The sequence below is a fragment of the Oscillibacter sp. ER4 genome (genome assembly GCF_000765235.1).
Taxonomy (GTDB): domain Bacteria; phylum Bacillota; class Clostridia; order Oscillospirales; family Oscillospiraceae; genus Hominicoprocola; species Hominicoprocola fusiformis.
Window position 1 is genome coordinate 81,536 of the sequence record NZ_JPJG01000014.1, and the last position, 22,364, is coordinate 103,899.

Annotated in this window: 21 protein-coding genes; 4 read left to right on the forward strand and 17 right to left on the reverse strand. The window is 58.8% G+C overall.

Going from position 1 to position 22,364, the window contains the following annotated elements:
* Positions 1 to 134 precede the first annotated feature (134 nt).
* The 5 genes from acrA to NI20_RS0102630 form a co-directional block, all read right to left on the reverse strand.
* A complete protein-coding gene (acrA, locus tag NI20_RS0102610; RefSeq protein WP_052084379.1) occupies positions 135 to 1,295 on the reverse strand; it encodes an acryloyl-CoA reductase electron transfer subunit beta in 1,161 nt (386 codons plus the stop codon).
* A gap of 18 nt (positions 1,296 to 1,313) precedes the next feature.
* Positions 1,314 to 2,114: an acryloyl-CoA reductase electron transfer subunit gamma gene (acrB, locus tag NI20_RS0102615; RefSeq protein ID WP_033119882.1), complete on the reverse strand. Its 801-nt coding sequence runs from the start codon at positions 2,112 to 2,114 to the stop codon at positions 1,314 to 1,316.
* A gap of 19 nt (positions 2,115 to 2,133) precedes the next feature.
* Positions 2,134 to 3,279, reverse strand: a complete 1,146-nt coding sequence (locus NI20_RS0102620; RefSeq protein WP_033119883.1) for an acyl-CoA dehydrogenase — start codon at positions 3,277 to 3,279, stop codon at positions 2,134 to 2,136.
* A gap of 280 nt (positions 3,280 to 3,559) precedes the next feature.
* Positions 3,560 to 4,399 (reverse strand): 3-hydroxyacyl-CoA dehydrogenase family protein, encoded by an 840-nt coding sequence (locus NI20_RS0102625; RefSeq protein WP_033119884.1) that lies wholly within the window; start codon positions 4,397 to 4,399, stop codon positions 3,560 to 3,562.
* 42 nt (positions 4,400 to 4,441) lie between these two features.
* Positions 4,442 to 5,218 (reverse strand): enoyl-CoA hydratase-related protein, encoded by a 777-nt coding sequence (locus NI20_RS0102630; protein ID WP_033119885.1) that lies wholly within the window; start codon positions 5,216 to 5,218, stop codon positions 4,442 to 4,444.
* Between the two features lie 248 nt (positions 5,219 to 5,466).
* Here NI20_RS0102630 and trmB point away from each other — a divergent pair, with 248 nt between their 5' ends.
* The gene (gene trmB, locus NI20_RS0102635; RefSeq protein ID WP_033119886.1) at positions 5,467 to 6,159 is read left to right on the forward strand and encodes a tRNA (guanosine(46)-N7)-methyltransferase TrmB; all 693 of its coding nucleotides are present in this window, start codon (positions 5,467 to 5,469) and stop codon (positions 6,157 to 6,159) included.
* An 11-nt stretch (positions 6,160 to 6,170) separates the two neighbouring features.
* Here the strand turns inward: trmB and NI20_RS0102640 are convergent, their stop codons facing one another.
* The 12 genes from NI20_RS0102640 to NI20_RS0102695 all read right to left on the reverse strand — a co-directional run bounded on the left by NI20_RS0102640 (position 6,171) and on the right by NI20_RS0102695 (position 18,519).
* Complete coding sequence (locus NI20_RS0102640) at positions 6,171 to 6,992, reverse strand: VanW family protein (RefSeq protein WP_033119887.1); 822 nt, start codon at positions 6,990 to 6,992, stop codon at positions 6,171 to 6,173.
* 67 nt (positions 6,993 to 7,059) lie between these two features.
* The gene (locus NI20_RS0102645; RefSeq protein ID WP_033119888.1) at positions 7,060 to 7,521 is read right to left on the reverse strand and encodes a GNAT family N-acetyltransferase; all 462 of its coding nucleotides are present in this window, start codon (positions 7,519 to 7,521) and stop codon (positions 7,060 to 7,062) included.
* Between the two features lie 74 nt (positions 7,522 to 7,595).
* On the reverse strand, positions 7,596 to 8,627 hold the full coding sequence (locus tag NI20_RS0102650) for an ABC transporter permease (protein WP_033119889.1): 1,032 nt from the start codon (positions 8,625 to 8,627) through the stop codon (positions 7,596 to 7,598).
* Complete coding sequence (locus NI20_RS0102655; protein ID WP_033119890.1) at positions 8,624 to 9,880, reverse strand: ABC transporter permease; 1,257 nt, start codon at positions 9,878 to 9,880, stop codon at positions 8,624 to 8,626. The genes NI20_RS0102650 and NI20_RS0102655 overlap by 4 nt, the downstream gene beginning before the upstream one ends.
* Positions 9,877 to 11,394: an ABC transporter ATP-binding protein gene (locus NI20_RS0102660; protein WP_033119923.1), complete on the reverse strand. Its 1,518-nt coding sequence runs from the start codon at positions 11,392 to 11,394 to the stop codon at positions 9,877 to 9,879. The genes NI20_RS0102655 and NI20_RS0102660 overlap by 4 nt, the downstream gene beginning before the upstream one ends.
* Positions 11,395 to 11,610: 216 nt before the next feature.
* The gene (locus NI20_RS0102665) at positions 11,611 to 12,798 is read right to left on the reverse strand and encodes a BMP family protein (RefSeq protein WP_033119891.1); all 1,188 of its coding nucleotides are present in this window, start codon (positions 12,796 to 12,798) and stop codon (positions 11,611 to 11,613) included.
* A gap of 193 nt (positions 12,799 to 12,991) precedes the next feature.
* The gene (locus NI20_RS0102670) at positions 12,992 to 14,065 is read right to left on the reverse strand and encodes a PTS transporter subunit IIC (RefSeq protein ID WP_033119892.1); all 1,074 of its coding nucleotides are present in this window, start codon (positions 14,063 to 14,065) and stop codon (positions 12,992 to 12,994) included.
* A gap of 96 nt (positions 14,066 to 14,161) precedes the next feature.
* On the reverse strand, positions 14,162 to 14,677 hold the full coding sequence (locus NI20_RS0102675; protein WP_033119893.1) for a transcription repressor NadR: 516 nt from the start codon (positions 14,675 to 14,677) through the stop codon (positions 14,162 to 14,164).
* Between the two features lie 98 nt (positions 14,678 to 14,775).
* Positions 14,776 to 15,702 carry a uridine kinase gene (locus NI20_RS0102680; protein ID WP_033119894.1) on the reverse strand — a complete coding sequence of 309 codons (927 nt, stop codon included), beginning with the start codon at positions 15,700 to 15,702 and terminating at the stop codon, positions 14,776 to 14,778.
* A gap of 15 nt (positions 15,703 to 15,717) precedes the next feature.
* Positions 15,718 to 16,443 (reverse strand): purine-nucleoside phosphorylase, encoded by a 726-nt coding sequence (gene deoD, locus NI20_RS0102685; protein WP_033119895.1) that lies wholly within the window; start codon positions 16,441 to 16,443, stop codon positions 15,718 to 15,720.
* A gap of 18 nt (positions 16,444 to 16,461) precedes the next feature.
* On the reverse strand, positions 16,462 to 17,151 hold the full coding sequence (gene deoC / locus NI20_RS0102690; protein WP_033119896.1) for a deoxyribose-phosphate aldolase: 690 nt from the start codon (positions 17,149 to 17,151) through the stop codon (positions 16,462 to 16,464).
* A gap of 96 nt (positions 17,152 to 17,247) precedes the next feature.
* The gene (locus NI20_RS0102695) at positions 17,248 to 18,519 is read right to left on the reverse strand and encodes a M18 family aminopeptidase (protein ID WP_033119897.1); all 1,272 of its coding nucleotides are present in this window, start codon (positions 18,517 to 18,519) and stop codon (positions 17,248 to 17,250) included.
* Positions 18,520 to 18,761: 242 nt separating this feature from the next.
* On the opposite strand from NI20_RS0102695, the gene NI20_RS0102700 reads away from it, so the two are divergent.
* The 3 genes from NI20_RS0102700 to NI20_RS0102710 are packed head-to-tail and all read left to right on the forward strand — an operon-like array spanning position 18,762 to position 22,336.
* On the forward strand, positions 18,762 to 20,039 hold the full coding sequence (locus NI20_RS0102700; protein ID WP_033119898.1) for an MFS transporter: 1,278 nt from the start codon (positions 18,762 to 18,764) through the stop codon (positions 20,037 to 20,039).
* A 36-nt stretch (positions 20,040 to 20,075) separates the two neighbouring features.
* Positions 20,076 to 21,779, forward strand: a complete 1,704-nt coding sequence (locus NI20_RS0102705; RefSeq protein WP_033119899.1) for a M3 family oligoendopeptidase — start codon at positions 20,076 to 20,078, stop codon at positions 21,777 to 21,779.
* Positions 21,779 to 22,336: a hypothetical protein gene (locus NI20_RS0102710; protein WP_033119900.1), complete on the forward strand. Its 558-nt coding sequence runs from the start codon at positions 21,779 to 21,781 to the stop codon at positions 22,334 to 22,336. The genes NI20_RS0102705 and NI20_RS0102710 overlap by 1 nt, the downstream gene beginning before the upstream one ends.
* Positions 22,337 to 22,364: the final 28 nt, after the last annotated feature.

Sequence of the window (22,364 nt, forward strand, 5' to 3'; positions counted from 1 at the left end):
TTGGAAATTACACTTCTCAGGCCGCAAGTGTGGAAATCGACCGCCTGCGGCGGTTGATTTATGCGCGCAGCGGCCTGCAAAAAATCAAAAAAGAAGGGCATCGCAAAACGATGCCCTTCTTTTTTGAAATTGTCTTACTTGCTCGCCTTCGCGGCCTTGAAGGCCTCGATCAGCATCGGGGTGACCTTGAACAGGTCGCCGCAGATGCCGTAGTCGGCGATCTCGAAGATCGGCGCGGTGTCGTTCTTGTTGACCGCGATGATGCACTCGGACTCGCTCATACCGGCCTTGTGCTGGATGGAGCCGGAGATACCGAGAGCGACGTAGACCTTCGGGTGGACGGTCTTACCGGTCTGACCGACCTGATGGTCGGCAGTGAGCCAGCCGGAGTCGATGGCAACACGGGAGCCGCCAACAACGCCGCCGAGCACATCGGCGAGCTCGTGAGCGAGCTTGATGCCGCCCTCGACGTCCTTGGAGATACCACGGCCGACGGAGACGATGTAGTCAGCGCCAACCAGGTCGACGAGCTTCTTGGCAGCCTTGACGACCTCGACGACCTCAGTCTGGAGATCGGCGGCGTCGAGCTTGACGTCGTACTTGGTGACCTTAACAGCCTTGGCCTTCGCCTCGTCGTAAGCAGCCTTCTTCATAACGCCGGGACGGACCGTCGCCATGGAGGGACGGAAGCGCGGGCAGATGATGGTAGCCATCAGGTTGCCGCCGAACGCGGGACGGGTCATCTTCAGGTCGCGAGAGACATCGTGATCCTTACCCATGACCTTCGCGGTGGCCATGCCGTCGATCTTGGCCTCGGGCAGCGTGGAAGCGCCGCGCAGGAAGTCCTTGTAGATGGGCATGTCAACGTCGAGGTGGGTGCAGTCGGCGCAGAGACCGGTGTGCAGACGGGCTGCGCAGCGGGGGCCGAGGTCACGGCCGATGTTGGTCGCGCCGATGAGGAAGGCCTCGGGCTTCATCTCGGAGATGACGTCGCAGATGACCTTGGCATAGGCGTCGGTGGTGTAGTTCTTCAGCAGGGGGTGGTCGCAGACGATGACCTCATCAGCGCCGTAGCCGCCAATGCTCTCGGCGAGATCGCCGACATTGTCGCCGACCAGCAGACCGCAAAGCTTCACGCCCAGCTCGTCCGCCAGCTTGCGGCCTTCGGAGATCAGCTCATAGGAGGTGGACATCATCTGGCCCTGACGCTGTTCGCAGAAGACCCATACGTTCTTGAACTCTTCGATCTTGGAGGAGTCATAGTTGGGATTAGCAAGTTTCACTTCGTTACGCATCGTATTGATCTCCTTTCCTTAAATGATGTGTTTTTCGAGCAGGATACCGGCGAGCTTCTCGCAGGTAGCCATGTCGTTGCCCTCGAGCATCTGACCGGCGCCCTTCTGGGGAGGCGTGAAGGAGGTCAGGATGTTGGTCGGGGAGCCCTTGAGGCCGATGGTGGTAGCGTCGATGAGGGGGTGATCCTTCAGGGCGTTGTAGTCCAGAACGGTCATGGGCTTGGAGTAGCACTCAAACACACCGGAGACGCTCATGTAACGCGGAGTATTGAGCTCCTTGATGCAGGTGATCAGGCACGGAGTCTGAGCCTTGATGGTCATGTAGCCGTCCTCGAGCATGCGCTTGACGGTCAGGGTGTCGCCTTCCTTCTTCACATCGGCGGCATAGGTGATCTGGGGCAGGTGCAGCTTCTCAGCGATCTGAGGACCGACCTGAGCGGTATCACCATCGATAGCCTGACGGCCGCAGAAGACGATGTCGTCGTCATCGAGACCGATGGTGTCGAGAGCGGCGGCAAGGATCTGGGAGGTGGCGTAAGTATCGGAACCGCCGAACTCACGGGCGGAAACGAGATAGCCGTCATCAGCGCCCATGGCCATCAGCTCGCGCAGCATACCTTCTGCCGGCGGGGGACCCATGGTGACGACGGTGACCTTGCAGCCCAGCTCATCCTTAAGCTTGAGAGCGGCCTCAACGGCGTTCATATCATCGGGGTTGATGATGGTCTGCATGGAAGCGCGGTTCAGGGTACCATCGGGATTGACGGCAACCTTACCGGAGGTATCGGGGACCTGCTTAACGCAAACAAGAATCTTCATTATATCTTTACCTCCTTTTTTAGTTCACACCAAGATACTTGGCAACGACCATACGCTGGACTTCGGAAGTGCCCTCGTAGATCTCGGTGATCTTGGCATCGCGCATCATGCGCTCAACGGGATACTCACGGGTGTAGCCATAGCCGCCGAAGAGCTGAACAGCGCGGCGGGTGACGTCGGAAGCGGTCTCGGCCGCGAAGAGCTTGGCCATGGCAGCGTCCATGGAGTAATCCTCGTGATTCTGCTTCTTCATAGCGGCAGCGTAAACGAGGTACTGGGCAGCCTGAGTGCGGGTGTGCATGTCGGCCAGCTGGAACTGGGTGTTCTGGAACTGGCTCAGGCGGCGACCAAACTGGATACGCTCCTTGGTGTACTTGACAGCCTCGTTGATGGCGCCTTCGGCAAGACCGAGAGCCTGGGAGGCGATACCGATACGGCCGCCGTCGAGGGTCTTCATGGCGATCTTGAAGCCTTCGCCTTCCTTACCGAGCAGGTTCTCCTTGGGGACGACGCAGTCTTCGAAGACGAGGTCGCAGGTAGAGCTGCCGCGGATACCCATCTTCTTCTCGTGCTTACCGGTGGAGAAGCCGGGGAAGTCCTTCTCAACGATGAAGGCGGTGATACCGTGGTTGCCCTTGCTCTTGTCGGTCATGGCGAACACGACGAAAGTGGAGGCAACGTTACCGTTGGTGATGAAGCACTTGCTGCCGTTGAGGACGTAGTCGCCGTTCTCGTTCTTGACAGCGGTGGTCTGCTGGCCGGAGGCGTCGGTACCGGCGCCGGGCTCGGTCAGACCGAACGCGCCGATCTTGCGGCCGGACAGAAGGTCAGGCAGATACTTCATCTTCTGCTCCTCGGTGCCGTTCTCGAAAATGGGAGCGCAGCAGAGGGAGGTGTGGGCGGAAACGATAACAGCGGTGGTGCCGCAAACCTTAGCGAGCTCCTCCACGCACATGGCATAGCTGAGAACATCGCCGCCGGCGCCGCCGTACTGCTTCGGGAAGTAAATACCCATCATGCCGAGCTTGGCCATCTTTTCGACGGTCTCCATGGGGAAGCGCTCTTCCTCATCGAGTTCCTCAGCTAAAGGCTTGACTTCATTTTCTGCAAATTCGCGATACATTTTGCGGACCAGCAGATGTTCTTTGGACAGATGGAAATCCATAGTCTTTTGCTCCTTCACTATAAAAATAATTGGATTGTCTAATTTTTCACAAATCAGTTCCGTGACTCTCATTATATCCTGTGCGTTTCATTTTCGCAAGAGGAACTATCATTCCTTTTTGGAATTCGTGCTTTTTGCCGAATTCATTAAAGTCTTTTTGACATTTCCGTTCCTTTTATGACAGTTTTCTGTCATTTTCAGGAATCCTTTCCATTCCAAAAGAGAAAAGGGGAGGCAGTTTTTGTAAACTGCCTCCCCTTTTTATCCTTTTAGGGACGGATTACTTCTTGCTGTAATCGTAGAAGCCCTTGCCGGACTTCTTGCCGAGCTGGCCACCGCGGACCATCTTCTTGAGCAGCAGAGCGGGACGATACTTCGGATCGCCGGTCTCTCTGTAGAGGACGTTCATGATGGCGAGGCACACATCCAGGCCGATGAAGTCGCCCAGGGCGAGGGGGCCCATGGGGTGGTTCGCGCCGAGCATCATGGCCTTGTCGATATCCTCGACAGAGGCAACGCCGGTCTCGACCAGGCCGATGGCCTCGTTGATCATCGGGATCAGGATCTTGTTGACGACGAAGCCCGGAGCCTCAGCGACCTCGACAGGCTCCTTGCCGATCTCCTTGGAGAGGTTGTAGATGAAGTCGAAGGTCTCCTGCGTGGTGTTGGCGCCGCGGATGACCTCAACGAGCTTCATGCTGGGCACGGGGTTGAAGAAGTGCATGCCGATGACGGCGTGCTTCAGGCCGAGGCCCATCTCGGTGACGGACAGAGAAGAGGTGTTAGTCGCAAAGACGGTGCTCTCCTTGCACATCGCGTCGAGCTCGCCGAGGAGCTGACGCTTTGTGTCCATGTTCTCCGCCACGCACTCGATGACGAGGTCGGCGTCCGCCGCGGCAGACTTCTCCTCGACGAGGATGTTGTTCAGGATGGCGTCCTTGGCCTCTTCGGTCATCTTGCCCTTCTCGACGCGCTTCTGCAGGGAAGCGGCGAGCTTATCCTTGTGGCGCTGAGCGGAAGCGACGCTGGAAGCGTACATCAGAGCGGTGTGGCCCTTGCCCGCGAAGACCTGAGCGATGCCGCTGCCCATGGTGCCGGCGCCGAAAACTGCAACTTTCATTGTGTGTATCCTCCTACAATATAAATAGATAATTCTATGGAATCACTTGTTGATAAAGGGCTCGTGCTTGCGCTTTTCGAGGAAGGCGCCCATGCCCTCCTGCTGGTCGGCGCTCTGGAAGCAGGAGCCGAAGGCCTTCTCCTCGATCACGACGGCGCGGTCAATGTCGACCTGAAGGCCGTCGTTGATGGCCTGCTTGGACGCGCGCACCGCGATGGGCGCGTTGCCAGCGATCTGGCCGGCAAGCTTTTCCGCCGCGGCGTAGAGGTCAGAAAGCGGATAGACCGCGTTGACAAGGCCGATGCGGTAGGCCTCGTCCGCCTTGATGTTGCGGGCGGTGTAGATCATCTGCTTGGCCATGCCGGGGCCGACGAGGCGGGCAAGGCGCTGTGTGCCGCCAAAGCCCGGCGTGATGCCAAGGCCTGTCTCGGGCTGGCCGAAGACGGCGGTATCGGAGCAGATGCGGAAGTCGCAGCTCATCGCGAGCTCGCAGCCGCCGCCGAGGGCATAGCCGCCCACCGCCGCGATCGTCGGGATGGGGAACGCTTCGAGCTTGCGCATGACGTCGTTGCCCTGCTTGCCGAAGGCCTCGGCCTCTTTCTTATCGAGATTCTTCATCTGCGCGATGTCCGCGCCGGCGACAAAGGACTTCTCGCCCGCGCCGCGGACTATCAGGCAGCGGATCTCGTTCAAGTCCACCGCGTCGAGCGCGGCATCGAGATCGGCGAGCACCTGAGAATTGAGCGCGTTGAGCGCCTTTTCGCGGTCAATGATGAGATAGGCAATGTTGCCCTTGGGTTCATATTTGACAAAAGACATCGTGTGTCTCCTCCTGTCTTCTTCAACTGCCCCCCTATTATATGGGCGGCAAGGCATATTTGCAAGAGAAAAATCACTTTTTTCAAAAAAGTTTCACACTTTTCCGGTGTCATTGCAAGAAACGTTGCATTTTTAATGATCTTTTCTCCCAATGCAGCAACTCTTGTATAAAATTTTTAAAATGACTTGTCTCTTGCACCAATTTTCGATATGATAGGCTTTAATTATAGGAAAACGAGGTTCATTCTATGCGAATGCGCAAAAAGAAAAACCTGCTTCCCCGCATGGAGCGGTGCGGGGCGTATCAGATCAAGGACCCCTACGAGCGCAAGGGCCGCTGGCACGACTTGATGCCCGAGGCGAAGGAGATCCGCGTGGAGCTCGGCTGCGGCAAGGGCCGCTTCACCGTCGAGACTGCGGCGGCGGAACCCGACGTGCTGCTCATCGCGGTCGAAAAGGTGCCCGACGCGATGGTCGTCGCAATGGAGCGCGCGGCGAAGGCAGAGCTACACAACGTCTTCTTCATCGACATCGATGCCAACCAGCTGCCTGAGATCTTCGATGCGGGTGAGGTCGACCGCATCTATGTCAACTTCTGCGACCCGTGGCCTCCCAAGCGGCAGGCCAAGCGCCGGCTGACGCACGGCAATTTCTTGAAGCTCTACCGCAAGGTGCTCAAGGACAACGGCCAAATTCATTTCAAGACCGACAACGACCCGCTGTTTGAGTGGTCGATCGAGGAGATCCCGCAGTTTGGCTTCGAACTCTCTGAGGTCACACGCGATCTGCACGCGAACGGACAGCGCGGCGTGATGACCGACTACGAGGCCAAATTCTATGCCGAGGGCAAGAACATCAACCGCTGCGTCGCCACGATGCAGCCGTGGGAAGAACCCGAGGAAGAGGATACGCCCGAAGAGGCGGACGAAACGGCTGAATAAAAGGAAGGCTTTCAGCCTTCCTTTTTGCTTTCTTCCAGATACGGCGAATACATCATCACCGCGTCGTTCACGGCGACAGGCGTCTCCGCGAGCAGCTTGCCCTGCAAATCAAACGTCTGCCGGTAGAGCTCGTTGTGGCGGATGTAGCCGCCCCAGTACTGCGCGCGCATCTCGTGGTTGCGCTCGACGACCGCATAGCGCTCGGTCGGCTCGGCGCTCACGCGCCACTCGCCCTCAAGGTCTGTTTTGCCGACGCGGACGCGCATCTGATAGGTGTCCTGTGTGTCGTTGCGGATCATCAGGTCAAGATAGGGGTAAAAGCAGGTCGCACCGCTGCCGAAGGGCTGCGTGCGGTTCGCGTCGGGAAAGACGTCGTAGCCGTGGCGGTGGCGCTCGACGACCGTGAGCGGCGTGTGCAGCGTCATCCAGTAGATGAGGTTTGAGAGCTGGCAGAGCCCGCCGCCCGTCGCGGCCAGATACCCGCCGTTGCGCAGGATCATGCCGGGCAGATACCCCTTCCCCGCTGTCGGCTTTCCGATGAGATACCAGTAGCTCATCGTTTCACCGGGGCGCAGCAAAAGCCCGTCGAGCCGCGCACAGGCGAGGCGGAGATTCGTCACCTTGTTGCGCTGGAGCTGCATGTCGACGTCCTTGAGCTTTCGCATGAGCGGCGTATGGTGGGAAAACGCCTGATATGCTAAATCTTCCCCGCTGCGCTCGCGCGCAAAATGCTTCCGCATCGAAAGCCATCTGAGTTTTCGCTGCGCGCTAAAATACGCGCCGCCGAGCTTCAGCCGCAAATCAGAGCGTTTTTTCGGTTCGCGGACGGTCATATGCTTCCCTCCCCTGTTTTTCTGCTTTTATAGACGCAAAACGGCGGGAAAAAGTTCCAACATTTTCTTATTTCAGGCTCATCACGTAGATTTGACACGGGTTCCACTCGTCCCAGAGCGTCGGGAATACCTCAAACTCGCCAAAACCGAGGGCGAGATAGAAGCGGTTCGTCGCGTCGTACTCAGGGTACTTCCCCATCTGCACGGTCTTGACCTGCAAAAACGAGTAGCCAAGCTCCTTCGCCCGCTGCTTCGCTGCGGCAAAGAGTATCTTGCCGACGCCGCGGCGGTGGTATTCTTTCAGCACGCCCATGACATAGAGTTCCGCCGTATCCCTCCCCGTTTCGGCAAGGTAAAGGAAGCCGACGGCGTTCTCGCCGTCGAACGCGGCGAAAAACGGCTGCTTAACACTCTTTTCGATGTATTCCTCGCGCGCCTCTGGAATGCCAAACCAGTCGGGCAGCGATTCTAAAATAAAGCGCGTAATGCGCCGCTTTTCATCGGGAGTCGTAATTTCTCTGATCTCCATAGTTCTCTCCATTTTAAATATTCAGTCTGCAAAAAAAGCGGTATGGCCGTGCCATACCGCTTTTTGATGTGCGTTTACCGCTGGCCCTTGTCGTAGGGGATGCCCTCGGCCTTGGGGGCGCGGGAGCTCTTGGACGTGAACGCCAGCACAAGCAGCGTGACGATGTAGGGCAGCATGCGGTAGAGATGGGCGCTGATGCCGATCTCGGCGAGCATGTAGACGCCGTCGCCGTTGATGTCGATACTCGCGTAGCTCGCCGCGATGCACTTGAAGAGGCCGAACAGCAGCGAGGAGGCCGCGATATTCACGGGCTTCCAGTTGCCGAAGATCATAACGGCCAGTGCGAGGAAGCCGAAGCCCGCAACGTCGCCGTTCGAGGCGCAGTTTGCCGTTGTCAGCGCATAGACGAAGCCGCCCATGCCCGCGAGCGCGCCGGAAATGGTCGTGCCCGCGTAGCGCATCTTGTAGACGTTGATGCCCAGCGAATCCGCCGCCTGGGGATTTTCGCCGCAGGCGCGCAGGCGCAGGCCGAAGCGCGTCTTATAGAGCAGGATCGACAGGATGATGAAAAGCAGGATGCAGACGTAGGTCGCAAGGTAGACCTTGTTGACGAACGTCTCGCCGAAAAAGCCGAGGTCGGTGTTCTTGTCGATGCCGAGCGTAGACTTTTTGATCATGAACCAGCTCGCCGCGTCGCCCGTGAGCATCTGCAGCGTATTCTGGTTGGCGATGATGCGGATGAAGAACAGCACGAGTGCGGGAGCCATCAGGTTCAGCGCCGTGCCGCCGATGGTCTGGTCAGCGCGCAGGTTGATGGACGCAAAGCTCAGAAGCAGCGAGAACAGCGCGCCGAAGGCCGCCGCGACCAGCATCGTGAGAAGCTCCACGCCCTGAAGTGCGACCCAGTTGCCGCTCTGCTTGAGGGAGAGGATGGCGTCGCTCGTCTGCAAAATGCGCACGAACCAGACGCCGATGAACGCGCCGAAGACCATGATACCTTCGAGCGCCAGGTTGATGATACCGCTGCGCTCGGCGAACACGCCCGCAAGCGCCACGATCATCAGAGGGACGGCATAAATGAGCGTCTGCTGAATGAGGAATGTCATTTCGCGTCGCCTCCTTTCTCCGTTTCCGCTTGTGCACCGGCTGGTGCGGAAGCTGCCGCCGGTGCGGGCTCCGCGTTGGCATCCGCGCCGTCGTCCTTCTTCTTGCCGAGCTTGCCGATCCACATCTTGATGACCAGCGAGAAGGCGCTGAGGTACACGATGACGGCGATGATGACGTTCGTGATGTACTCGTTATAGGCCGTCAGGTTCGTCAGCTGCAGGCCCGAGATATCGAGCATCGACATGAACAGCGCCGTGAAGATGATGCCGATGGGGTTACAGGAGGCGAGCATCGCAACAGGGATGCCGTTGAAGCCGATGGCAGGGAGCGACTGGTACGTGGACCAGAAGAACTCTGTGTTGCCGGAGAGATAGTAGAGCGAAGCGCCCGCCGCGCTCAGTCCGCCCGCGATCGCCATGGAGATGACGATGTTGCGCTTGTCGGCGATACCGGCGTAGCGCGCGGCATGACGGTTGGCGCCGCAGGCTTTGAGCTGATAGCCGAACGTCGTCTTGGACATCATCACGTAAACGGCGACTGCAAAGACGATGGCGATGAGGATGCCGCCGTTGACCTGGGAGTTCGGGAAGAGCTTGTCAAGGCCCATCTTCGCGGTGGCAACGCCGTTGTAGGTCGTCTTGTAGATGTAGCCGGTCTTGGTGGACTCGGTGACGTTCTTAAAGTTGCTGATATCAAAGAGCCACGTGACGAGGTTCGCCGCGATCCAGTTCGTCATGATGCAGGCGAGCACCTCGTTGATGTTGAGCAGGGCCTTGAAAAGGCCGGGGATCGCGCCCCAGATCGCACCCGCGAGCGTGCCGCCGAGAAAGGCGAGCAGCCAGATGAGCGTGGTGGACATCGTCTCGGACGGAAGACCGAGGGCGATGGAGAGCGACACGAGCGTACCGATGAGGTACTGGCCCGGCGCGCCGATGTTGAAAAGGCCCGTTTTATACGCCATGCCGACGGAAAGGCCCGTCATGATGAGCGGCGCGGCACGGAAGAGCATGTTGCCGATATTCGTCGGGTTGAAGCCCCACGTCAGCGTGCCGGAGGCGTCGCGTCCCGTGGAGAACAGGCCGCCGAACACGATGCGGATGCCGTCCCACGCCGAGGAGAGCGAGAGGTTCGGGCTCGTGAGACCGACGATCAAAATGACGATGCTGCCGACGGCGAGGCCGATCAGGATCGAGAGGACGGACGCCGCGACGGTCTTGAAGCCTTCGCTTTGCAGGAAGTGTTCTTTTTTCATACGGCCGCCTCCTCCTTCGCCATGCGCTTGGCGCCGGCCATGTAAAGGCCGAGCTCTTCGACGGTGGTTTTCTTCGGGTCGAGCTCGCCGACGATCTCTCCCTCGTACATGACGAGGATGCGGTCAGAGAGGCTCATGACCTCGTCCAGCTCGAGCGAGACGAGCAAAATCGCCTTGCCGCGGTCGCGCTCGGCGACGAGCTGGCTGTGGATGAATTCGATGGCGCCGACGTCAAGGCCGCGCGTGGGCTGCACGGCGACGATGAGATCCTTGTCGCGGTCGACCTCGCGGGCGATGATGGCCTTCTGCTGGTTGCCGCCGGACATGGAACGCGCGCGCGTAATCGCGCCCTGGCCGCTGCGCACGTCGAATTTGTCGATCAGGTAGTTGGCATAGTCGCGCACGGCCTTGTTGTTGATAAAGCCGTGGTTTTCAAAGCGCGGCTCGTTGAAGCGCTGGAGCACCATATTCTGCTCGAGTGTGAAGTCGAGCACGAGGCCGTGCTTGTGGCGGTCTTCGGGAATGTGGCTCATGTGCTCGCCGCGGTGGCGGATGGAGGCATGAGAGATATCCTTGCCGCAGAGGGTGATCGTGCCGGAGGACGGCTTATCAAGGCCCGTCAGGCCGTAGACAAGCTCCGTCTGACCGTTGCCGTCGATACCGGCGATGCAGACGATCTCTCCCGCGCGAACGGTGAAGGAAACGTCGTTCACGGCGTTGCGCTTTTGCACGTGGGAGTGGACGCAGAGGTGGTCGACCTTCAAGACCTCGCCCGCAGGCTTGGCCTCGTCCTTCGTGACCTCGAGCTGCACGGGGCGGCCGACCATCATGTTGGAAAGCTCCTGCTTGGTGGTCTCGCTCGTGTTGACCGTGCCGATATACTTGCCCTTGCGCAGGACGCTCACGCGGTCGGAGACCTCCATGATCTCGTTGAGCTTGTGGGAGATGAACAGGATGGACTTGCCTTCGCGGGCAAACTCCTTCATCGTGGCCATCAGCTCCTCGATCTCCTGCGGGGTAAGCACCGCGGTCGGCTCGTCGAAGATGAGGATCTCGTTGTCGCGATACAGCATCTTCAGAATTTCGACGCGCTGCTGCATGCCGACTGTGATATCCTCGACCTTCGCGTCAAGGTCGACGTTCAGGCCGTAGCGCTTCGAGATCTCCTCGACCTTTTTGCGTGCCTCTTTCTTCTGCAAAAAGCCGCACTTCGTCGTCTCCGCGCCGAGGATGATGTTGTCGAGCACCGTGAAAACGTCCACCAGCTTGAAATGCTGGTGCACCATGCCGATGCCGAGCGCGGTGGCGTCGTTCGGGTCCTTGATGGACACGACCTTGCCGTCCTTTTTGATGATACCCTCCTCCGGCTGATAAAGGCCGAAGAGAACCGACATTAAGGTCGATTTTCCCGCGCCGTTTTCACCGAGCAGGGCGTGGATCTCGCCCTTTTTGAGCTGTAAGGTGATGTTGTCATTGGCGATAATACCGGGGAATTTCTTCGTGATATTCAGCATTTCGATCGCATACTGATTCTCCAAGTTTTTTCGCCCTCCTTCCGTTTTGATGGCCCGCACGCGCTGCGCTGCGAGGACGGAAACCATAACTACATTATACTATATCACGTTTTCCGATGAAAAGCAAAAGGTTTTCGCATGTCTTTCCCTGTCAGAAATGTGAAAAAGAACGGAAGACCGAAGTCTTCCGTTCTTTTATGTATGCGCTATTGGGAATTAGCCGCCGATGTAGTTGACGTTGACGTTGGTCAGACCGCCCTCATCGGGGTTGGCCATCTTGTCGTTGTTGTTGATGGTGAGCTCGCCGTTGAGAACCTTCTGGAAGAGCTCCTCATAGTCGGCAACGGTGAAGTTCTCCATGGACCAGGTATCGGTCGGAAGACCAACGGAGTTCTCAGCAACACCCAGAGAGGTGTCAGTGCCGCCGATCTCAGAGAAGGTGCCGTCATAGACCTTGGCGATGGCCCACACGGCAGCGTCGCTCAGGCCCTTCATGGCGGAGGTCACAACGGTCTCGGACTCGCTGGACTGGTCGACGTCGACGCCGACGACCTTGCCGTCCTCAGCGGAAGCGGCAGCGGCGACGGACTGGAACATGGAACCGCCGCAGGCGAAGACGATCTCAGTGCCGTTGGAATACCAGCCGGAGACCATGGTCTGCAGCTCGGGGGAAGCCTGGAAGGAAGCGCCGTACTCCCAGGAGTAGTTCAGGTCGACGGTCTTATTCATTTCCTTAGCAGCGTCGTTGGCGCCCTGAGCAAAGCCCCAGCCGTAACGGATGCAGGCGGGGTTCGTGCCGCCGCCGCCGCCGGTGAAGCCGAGCTTCTCATAGCCTTCCTTGACGACAGCGTAACCGGCAAAGTAGCCGCACTGCTCTTCCTTGAAGGCGATACCGGCAACATTGGAGAGAACCTGATCATTGGAGTCCTTCAGGCTGTAGCCGTCGATGAAGACAAAAGAGGTATCAGTGAACTCTTCAGCAGCGCGCTTGAGAGCTTTTTCCTGCATGAAGCCGGCGCAGACAACGACCTTGGCGCCGCCGTCCACGGCAGCCTTCATAGCGTCGTAGCGGTCGTCATCGGTGGCCTGATCGCCGTTGGCAGGCTGATAGTACTTGTAGCTCAGGCCGTTGTTGGCGGCATAGAGCTTCACGCCGTCGAAGGTGCCCTGGTTGAAGGACTTATCCTTCAGCTGGCCAACGTCGGTGACGAACGCGATCTCATACTTGCCGTCCTCGGACGTCATGTTGTCTTCGATATCGTCAGGATTGGTGTAAGTGGTGGTCTCGCCCTGCTGATCGTCAGTGTTGGTGTCGCCCTGGTTGTCGTCGGTCTTCTTATCACCGCAGGCAACGAGGGACAGAACCATGACGAGAGCGAGAAGCAGCGCAAAAAACTTCTTCATTCTTCTATCCTTCCTTATTTTTCCGGTCGGCGGCGGGCCGCTCTCCGGTTTATTTTGAAGTGCGGACGCACTTCGTCTGACAGTATAGCAAAAGCAAAGGGGAGAATCAAGTCCGATTCTCCCCAATTTTACTTTTTTGTGATAATTGATGGGATTCTTTACAAAAAGTCCACACTTTTTACACGTTATTTTCTCAGTCGAGCTTCAGGTCGCCGTCCTTGACCCAGCCGAGGCGGCGGCAGACCATATTGATGAGCGGAGCAAGGATGGCGGGCAGCACGATGGCGACGAGGATAAGACCCAGCCAGTCAAAGCCCGTTGGGCTCATGGCCGCCGCGCCCTTGGCGACAGCCTCCTCGCTCGGAGAGACCCAGCCCGTCCACACGCCGATGAGGCCGCACAGGCCGCAGGTGCCCATACCGGAGTTGATCGGTGCACCGTTCATCTCAAGATGGAACACGCACGTGGCGATGGGGCCGGTGATGGCGGAGGCGAGCGTCGGCGCGATCCAGACGCGGGGATTTCTGACAATGTTCGGCATCTGGAGCATCGAGGTGCCGAGGCCCTGAGAGACAAGGCCGCCCCAGCGGTTTTCCTTAAAGCTCATCACGGCGAAGCCGACCATCTGCGCGCAGCAGCCCGCGACGGCCGCGCCGCCGGCAAGACCCGTCAGGCCCAGCACCGAGCAGATGGCAGCGGAAGAGATCGGCAGTGTGAGCGCGACGCCGACAAGCACAGAGACCGCGATGCCCATCCAGAACGGCTGGAGTTTGGTCGCATTGTCGATGATAATGCCAAATGCCGAGGCCGCCGTGCCGATGGGCGGGGCGATCCACTTGGCGAGCGCGACGCCAACCAGGATGGTCACGGCGGGCGTCACCAAAATGTCGATCTTCGTCTCCTTGCTCACGGCCTTGCCGCACTCGGCGGCAAGGATCGCGATGATGAGCACGGCGAGCGGGCCGCCTGCGCCGCCCTCGGCGTTGGCCGCATAGCCCACCGCCGCGAGGGAGAAGAGCACCATCGGGGGTGCCTGCAGCGCATAGCCGATGGCGACGGCCATCGCAGGGCCGGAGACGGACATTGCATAGGTGCCGATATCCGTCAAAAACGGGACGCCAAGCTGTGCGCCGAGCGTCTTGATGATCGTGCCGATCAGCAGCGAGCAGAAGAGGCCCTGCGCCATTGCGCCGAGCGCATCGATGCCGTAGCGCTTGGCCGAAACTTCAATGTTTTTGCGTTTGCAGAACGCTTTGAATTTTTCCATGATATCCTCACAGCCTAAAAATAAAATAGTGTCATATGCAGGTGTCTTGACACATGCATATGACACTATAATCGCTTGTGTGAGGATTGTCAACCCTTAATTTCCGTTTTCCTCCAGCAGGACGCGCAGTGCGCGCAGCGCACTCTTCGTGCGCTCGAACGCCGCCTCGTCGGGACAGGAGAGCGTGTGCAGGTGGATGCCGTCGGTGAGACTGGACAGCGGCTCCGCCTTTTTGCAGCGCTCAATGAACTGGCTGACCTCGTAGCGGTTCGAAATTTGCAGCGGGCCGGTGAGCTGGCCGTAGATGGGGTGGTCGACGATGACGTCGATGACCGTACAGCCGTTGTCGACGATGGTGTTGAGCTCGGCTTCCATCTCCTGCGGCGTGTGCTTCACGGCGACACGACGGAGGATGCCGCGTGCCTCCTTCGGCGTCACATAGCCGCGCGGAGTGGCGAGAATTTCCTCGCCCGAGGAGCGCAGCAGCGCGATATCGCCCACGATGATCTGGCGCGAGACGGAGAATTTTTCCGCCAGCGCGGAGGCGCTGACCGGCGCGTCCGCCGCGCGCAGCACGTCGGCAATGGCCTTTCGCCGCTCGTCAGAATGCATTCGCTCTCCCTCCCCTTTTCGCGCAAAAGCGCCAAATTTCGATTACGTTTTGTATTATCAAAATCAGAAATTGCAGTTCGTTGTCGGATTTTGCCGATTTAATACTCAAAGCAGCTGCCGCCGACGAACTCTCGCACGATGGAGTCGCGCGGGACATAGTCCGTGCGCAGCGACGGCACGGAGTTGACAACGTCCATCAGGTCGCTCAGCCCGTGCTCGGCGATAAACTGATCGTCGAGCTGGCTGTAAAACTCGGGGATCTCCTTCAAATACCGCGCGAGGATGCACGGCTCGTAGTCGTGGAACGTGTCGATGTGGATGCTCGCGTTCGGCTTGTTCGGCATGATGTAGTTGAGCTCGCCGCGGTCGACACTCTCGGCGCGCTCGACGGTCTGACGCAGCGAATGGCCGCGGCCCTGATAGTCGCGGATCATGCGGCGCGCCACGCGCAGCTGCTCGGGACGAACGATGCGGTCCTTGTGCGTGATGATACGCGTACGTGGGGCAACGTAAACGCCCGTAGCTTCGCTTCTGAGCTGGTCGAAAATCAGCGGGTTGAGCATGTGGATGCCCTCGGCGATGATGACGGCGTCCTTGTCGCCCTGCATGGGCTTGTAGCCGCCGACGCCGCCGGCCTTGAAGTCGTAGACCGGCAGCTCCACGAGCTCGCCGTCCATCAGGCGGTGGATATCCTCGATGAGTAAATCGCGGTTCACGCAGTAGGGCGACTCCCAGTCGCTCGCCTCGGGCGGGCGCTGATCAAGCGGCAGGAAAAAGTTATCCATGCTGAGCATGCAGACCTTGACGCCGAGGTTTTCGAGGTATTCGCGCAGACGCATCGCCGTCGTCGTCTTGCCCGAACCGCTCGGGCCCGTCAGGCAGACGATGGGCTTTTGTCCCTTGTTCATTAAAATGCTCGCCGCGGCGGAGCTGATCTTGTCGTGGAAGACCTCCTCGCAGCGCAGGACGAAGCGGGTGTCGTCCTTCATGTTGGTCACAATGTTTTCAATATCGATCACGCGCATGGCATGATAATCTCCTTACTTTTGGGATTCTGCCGCCATCTTCACGGCTGTTTCGAGCGCGATTTTCATCATGGCGGTGAAGCTCGTCTGCCGCGCCTCGGGCGAAAGCTCCTCGCCGGTGAGGATATTGTCGGAGATCGAGCAGAGGGAAAGTCCGCGCTTTTTCGTATAGGCGGCGTTGCAGTAGAGGGCGGCGGCCTCCATCTCGATGGCGAGCACGCCCATGTCCGCCCACTTGAGCGACGGGTTCGACGCGTCGTAGAACGTGTCGGACGAGTAGAGGTTGCCGACGTCCATGCGGACGCCGAGCTCCTTCGCCGATTCAACGGCGGCGGAGAGCAGCTGAAAGTCCGCGATGGGGGCAAATGTGCCGCCAAGGCCGTACTGCGCGGCGTAGTTCGAGTTGGTGCACGCACCCATGCCCGCGACCACGTCACCGAGCTTCAAGTCCTTTTGCAGCGCGCCCGCCGAACCCACTCGGATGATGCTCTCGACATCGTACTGCGTGAACAGCTCGTAGGAGTAGATACCGATGGACGGCATCCCCATGCCGCTGGCCATCACGCTGACGGGAACGCCCTTGTAGGTGCCTGTGTAGCCCTGCACGCCGCGGACGTTGTTGACGAGCCTTGGTTCATCTAAAAATGTTTCGGCGATGAACTTCGCGCGCAGCGGGTCGCCGGGCATCAGAACGGTCTTGGCGAAGTCGCCCTTTTTCGCGCTGTTATGCGGAGTCGGCATATTGAGCCCTCCCCTTTCTTAAAGTTCGCCCTTGGCCTCGAGCTCCTTGACAGCCTTGACGATGCGGGACGTGCCGAGGCGGTCGGCGCCGAGCTTGAGGAAGTCTTCGGCATCCTGCAGACTCGCAATGCCGCCGGCGGCCTTGATCTTCTTGCCGTTGGTCATGTGGGCGGCCATGAGGGCGACGTCCTCACGGGTCGCGCCGCCGCCGGCAAAGCCCGTGGAGGTCTTGATATAGTCGGCGTGAGAATTGGAGACGACCTCGCAGAGCTTGATCTTCTCTTCGTCGGTGAGCAGGCAGGTCTCGATGATGACCTTTAAGATGTTGCCGTGGCAGGAGATCTTGACGGAGTTGATCTCCTGAAGGATCTTGTCGTACTGGCCTTCCTTGACCCAGCCGAGGTTGATGACCATGTCGATCTCGGTCGCGCCGTCAGCGACGGCGGACTCGGCCTCCATGCACTTGATGCCGCTGGGCGTGTAGCCGTTGGGGAAGCCGATGACCGTGCAGATGGGCAGCTGGCCAAAGCCGTAGTGCTGCTGCTCGGCAACATAGTGTGCGGCGTGGTTCACATAGGTCTGCGGGATGCAGACGCTCGCGCAGCCGTATTTGATGCCGTCGTCACAGATCTGCTTGATGTCCTCCCAGGTGGCGGTCTGCTTGAGGAGGGTATGGTCAACGTGCTTGAGAATTTTCTTAACGTCCATGATATATTTCCTTTCTGTCGTTGAAAGCGTATTTGATCAAAAATCGTTTTATTTTAGCATGTTTCCGCGCTTTTGTCTACCGTTTCGGCAGGTCTCTTACAGTGCGCTGCCGAAATACTCCGTCATCGCGCGGATCAGGAATTCATAGTCCTGCACGCCCGCGGTCTCCCACGAAGAGTGCATCGCGAGCTGGGGCAGGCCGATGTCCACCGTGCTGACCGGCACGAGCGTGTCGGAGATCGAGCCGAGCGTCGAGCCGCCGGCAAGGTCGGAGCGGTTCGACATGACCTGCGTGGGAACGCCTGCGTTTTCGCACACGGCGCGGAAAACAGCGCAGGAGCGGCCGTCGGTCGCGTAACGCTGGTTGGCGTTGAATTTGATGACGACGCCCTCGTTCATATACGGGCAGTTGTCGGGGTCGGCGTATTCACCGTGGTTAGGGTGCTGGGCGTGCGCGTTGTCCGCCGAGACGAGGAAGCTGCGCGCGAGCATCATCTGGAGCTCCTGCTCGTCCTTTCCGAGGCACAGGGCGATGCGGCGCAGCGTGTCGCGCAGGAACGTCGAGCCCGCACCCTGCTTGGTGGACGAGCCGACCTCTTCATTGTCGAAAATGCAGCAGACGGCGATATTTCCGCTCTCTTTCGCCGCAAGGAAGCCCTCGAGGCAGCCGCAGGCACACTCGAGATCGTCGAGCTTGGGAGAAAGGATGTACTCCTCGTTCTCGCCAAGCAGCGTCCCCTCGCCGCGGCAGTAGAGGAACAGGTCGCTGCCGAGGATGTCGTTTTCTGCAACGTCCGCAGCTTTGGCGACGATGGGCAGGATGCCGCCGCTGTCTTTACCGCCGAGCAGCGGCAGCGTGTCGATATTCGCGAGGTACTTCATGCCGTCGTTCGCCGTGCGGTTCATGTGGATGGCGACATTGGGAATGACGAGCAGGTCACGGTCGACGCTCACGAGTTTTTCGACAATCTCGCCGTTTGCGCGCACGAAGACGCGGCCCGCGACGGAGAGTGGGCGGTCGAACCACGTGGACATCAGCATGCCGCCGTATTTTTCGGTCGAGAGCTGGACATAATGCGCGCTGCGGCGGTCGGGATGCTCTTTTAAACGGAACGCTGGCGAGTCGGAGTGCGCCGCAGCCATGGTAAAGCCGCCGTTGAGCGTCTTTGGCACGCGGAAGGCGATGGTGCTCGAGCCGTTGCGGCGGACGAAATACTTCCCGCCGGGGGCTACCTCCCAGCGTTCGCGTTCGGAAAGCTCGGTATAGCCGTTTGCGAGGAGCTTTTGGCGGATGTTCTCGGTCACATGGTAGCAGGTGGGGCTATTTTTGATAAAATGCAGCAGTTCTCTTGCCGGTGCATGTTGCATGGTGATGTCCTCCACAGTTTATTTTTGTTTGGCGGTATTATAGCACATGTCATGCTTCTCGGCAAGCGGACACTCCCTCTGTGCCGTACAAAACAGGGGCAGCATTTGTGCATTTGTCCATATTTGGTGGAATTATAGTTGATTCTTTTATCGAAATCCTTTATAATACAGTTGATTTCCGTCCCCCTCCCGCATCGAGCGGGCTTTTGTTTGCGCTCTTAAGCCGGAAGGAGGCTATTTCTATGAACGAATCCTCTTCTCCCGCGCCAGTTCCGGTCTCACCGCTGTGGACGCGGGATTTCACTATCATCACATTGGGCAGCGTGATCTCGATGCTGGGCAATTCGATGTCCGGCTTCGCGCTGAGCCTGCTTGTGCTGGACTACACGGGCTCGAACCTGCTCTATGCCATCTATATTGCGACATTTACGCTGCCGCAGATCGTCATGCCGATCTTCTCGGGCGCGATCCTCGACCGCTTTTCGCGCAAGAAGACGATCTACACGCTGGACTTCCTTTCCTCCGGGGTCTACCTTGTCGCTGCGCTGATCCTGAGCCGCGGCTGGTTCAGCTTTCCGATGCTCGCGGTCTTCTGCTTTATCATCGGTTCGATCAACAGCATCTACTATGTCGCCTACGACAGCTTCTATCCCCTGCTGATCTCTGAGGGGAACTACTCCAAGGCCTACTCCATCGCGAGCGTGCTGGAGACGCTCTCGGCGCTCATCATCCCGATCGCAACGTACTTTTATAATCTCTTCGGCATTGCGCCGCTGCTCGGCATCAACGCGCTGTGCTTCTTCATCGCCGCGACGGCGGAGACGCAGATCCGCGCCGAGGAACACTACATCGAAAAGCAGCGTGCCGCGCTCGCGCTCGAAGAGCAGCATTCCTCGGGCCGCCAGCTCCTGCGCGACATCAAAGAGGGCTTTCGCTATCTGATGAGTGAAAAGGGGCTTCTGCGCGTGGCCATCTATTTCACATTCAGCATGCTGGCCTCGGGCGCGTCGCAGGTCATCACGCTGCCGTACTTCAAGTCGACATTCGATAACGGCGAATACATCTATATGTTCGTCTGGGGCATGGCGATCTTCGGCCGCGCCATCGGCGGCGGCATTCATTATAAAATCAAGCTGCCTGTGCAGCATAAGTATTCCATTGCCCTGATGGTTTATGTCGTCATCTCGCTGTGTGAGGGCTTCTATCTCTACTGCCCGCTGCCGGTGATGATGGTCTCGTGCTTTTTAACGGGTATCCTCGGCGTGACGAGCTACACCATCCGCATCTCCGCCACGCAGAGCTACGTGCCCGACGAGAAAAAGGGCCGCTTCAACGGCGCGTTCAACATGCTCAACACCGTCGGCAGCTTCACGGGCAATCTGCTCGCGGGTGCGCTGGTGGCGTTTCTCCCCGTGCGCGGCGTGCTGACGGGCTTTATGCTCGTCACGGCGGCCGCGGCGGTCGTCGTCATCGGCGGCGGACGCAAGGACGTGTCCGCGATCTATAACCGGCAAGAATAAGAAATGTAACAATAAAAATTTGATGGAGGAAACAACATGAAATTTTCCGAAATGACCTACACCCGCCCCGATCCCGCGGCGAGCAAGCAGCAGCTTTCCGCGCTGACGGCGGAACTCAAGGCCGCCAAGAGCTATGAGGAAGCGCGCAAGGTGTTCCTTTCGCAGCAGGAGCTGATGAGCCACATCTCCACCGCCGCGACGCTTGCGAGCATCCGCCACTCGATCGACACACGAGACAAATTCTACGACGGCGAGGAAAAATTCTGGAACAACTTCAACCCCGAGCTGGAGGAATACAATCAGGCGTGGACGGCGGCGATGCTCGAAAGTGCCTTCCGCGCGGACTTTGAGAAGGAATACGGCGATCTGATGTTCGTCAACGCCGAGATCGCGCTCAAGACCTTCTCCCCCGCCATCATTCCTGAATTGCAGCAGGAAAACGACCTGACGCAGGAGTATGAAAAGCTGCTCGCCTCGGCGCAGATCCCGTTCGAGGGCAAGGTCTACACCCTCTCGCAGCTCTCCCCGTTCAAGACCTGCGCTGACGATGAAAAGCGCCTTGCCACGTGGAAGGCCGAGGGCCAGTGGTACAAGGACAATCAGGCAAAATTCGACGAGCTCTACGACAAGCTCGTGCATCTGCGCGACGCGATGGGCAAAAAGCTCGGCTACGAGGGCTATACCACGCTCGGCTACTACCGCATGGGCCGCAACTGCTATACGAAAGACGACGTCGAGAAGTTCCGCGAGGCGGTCGTCAAGTATCTCGTTCCCGTGGCGGACAAGGTGTACCGCGAGCAGGCCAAGCGCCTGGGCAAGCAGTATCCGATGAGCTTTGCCGACAACGCGCTCGAATTCCGTTCCGGCAATCCCCGCCCCGCGGGCACGCCGGACGACATTCTCGCCCAGGGTATGAAGTTCTACAGCGAGCTCTCGCCTGAGACGAAGGAGTTCTTCGAAACGATGCTGCGCGACGAGCTGCTCGACGTGCTCTCGACCGAGGGCAAGCAGGCGGGCGGCTACTGCACGAGCATCATGGACTATCAGGTGCCGTTCATCTTCGCCAACTTCAACGGCACGCAGCACGACGTCGAGGTCGTGACGCACGAGGCCGGTCACGCCTTCGAGGCCTGGACGAACCGCAAGCGCATCCCCATCGACTACATCTGGCCGAGCATGGAGGCCTGCGAGGTCCACTCGATGTCTATGGAGTTCTTCGCAGAGCCCTGGGCGGACGGCTTTTTCGGCCCCGACGCGAAAAAGTTCCTCTACAGCCACCTCTCCGGCGCGCTGACGTTCATCCCCTACGGCACGATGGTCGACCACTTCCAGCACATCGTGTATGAAAAGCCCGAAATGACGCCCGCCGAGCGCCACGCCGTTTGGAAGGAGCTGCTCGGCGTCTACATGCCGTGGATGAAGCTTGACGGCGAGATCCCGTTCTACTCCGAGGGCATGGGCTGGCAGCGCCAGCACCACATCTATTCGAGCCCCTTCTATTATATTGACTACTGCCTTGCCCAGACCGTGGCGCTCGAATTCTGGGCGATGATCCGCAAGGACGTGGGGAACGCCTGGCAGCACTACATGGCCTACACCGTGCAGGGCGGCAGCCGGACGTTCACCGACCTTCTCAAAAACGCCGGCCTTGAAAGTCCGTTTGACGAAGCGTGCCTTCGCGGCGTGTGCGCCGAGGCGGAGAAGGCCCTCGCGGACTTTGACCTCACGGGCATCGAATAATGGGTGAACAGCACAAAAAGCACAGCCGCCGCGAGCACCTGAACGACTTTCATCTGAACATCGCGGGCGAATATGTTTACGATGGGGCACTCTACGCCTGCCAAAACGATGATGCAAAGCAGCGCAGATCTAAGCGCGCCGTGTGGGGAATGGCAGCCATTCTGACCGTTGCGGTCGCCGCGGGCGGGTGCATTCCTGCGCCGGGGATGCAGAACTGTTTTTACGTTCTGCTCCCCTACCTCGGCGAGTTTCTGGCGGCGGGAAGCGTCATCTGGGCGCTCGTAAAGCTCGGAATGGACTGGAGCGCGGTGCGCGAGTACAACTACAAAAAAAGCGTGGCCGTTCTGCCCGTGCGAACGGCGGTCACGGCGGTCTTTTCTCTTCTCGGCGTCGTGTGCGAATTGATCTTCTTTTTCGTCAATGACCACGCAGGACAGACGTTTTTCGCGCTGCTCTATGTCCTGCTGAAGCTGATAGCCCTACTGAGTGTCCTTGTTCTGCGCGCCGAAATTATGCAGGCAGAATGGGACAAATTGCCTAAAAAAGATAACTTCTAAGATTTTACTCTGTACAATGTTCATCTTT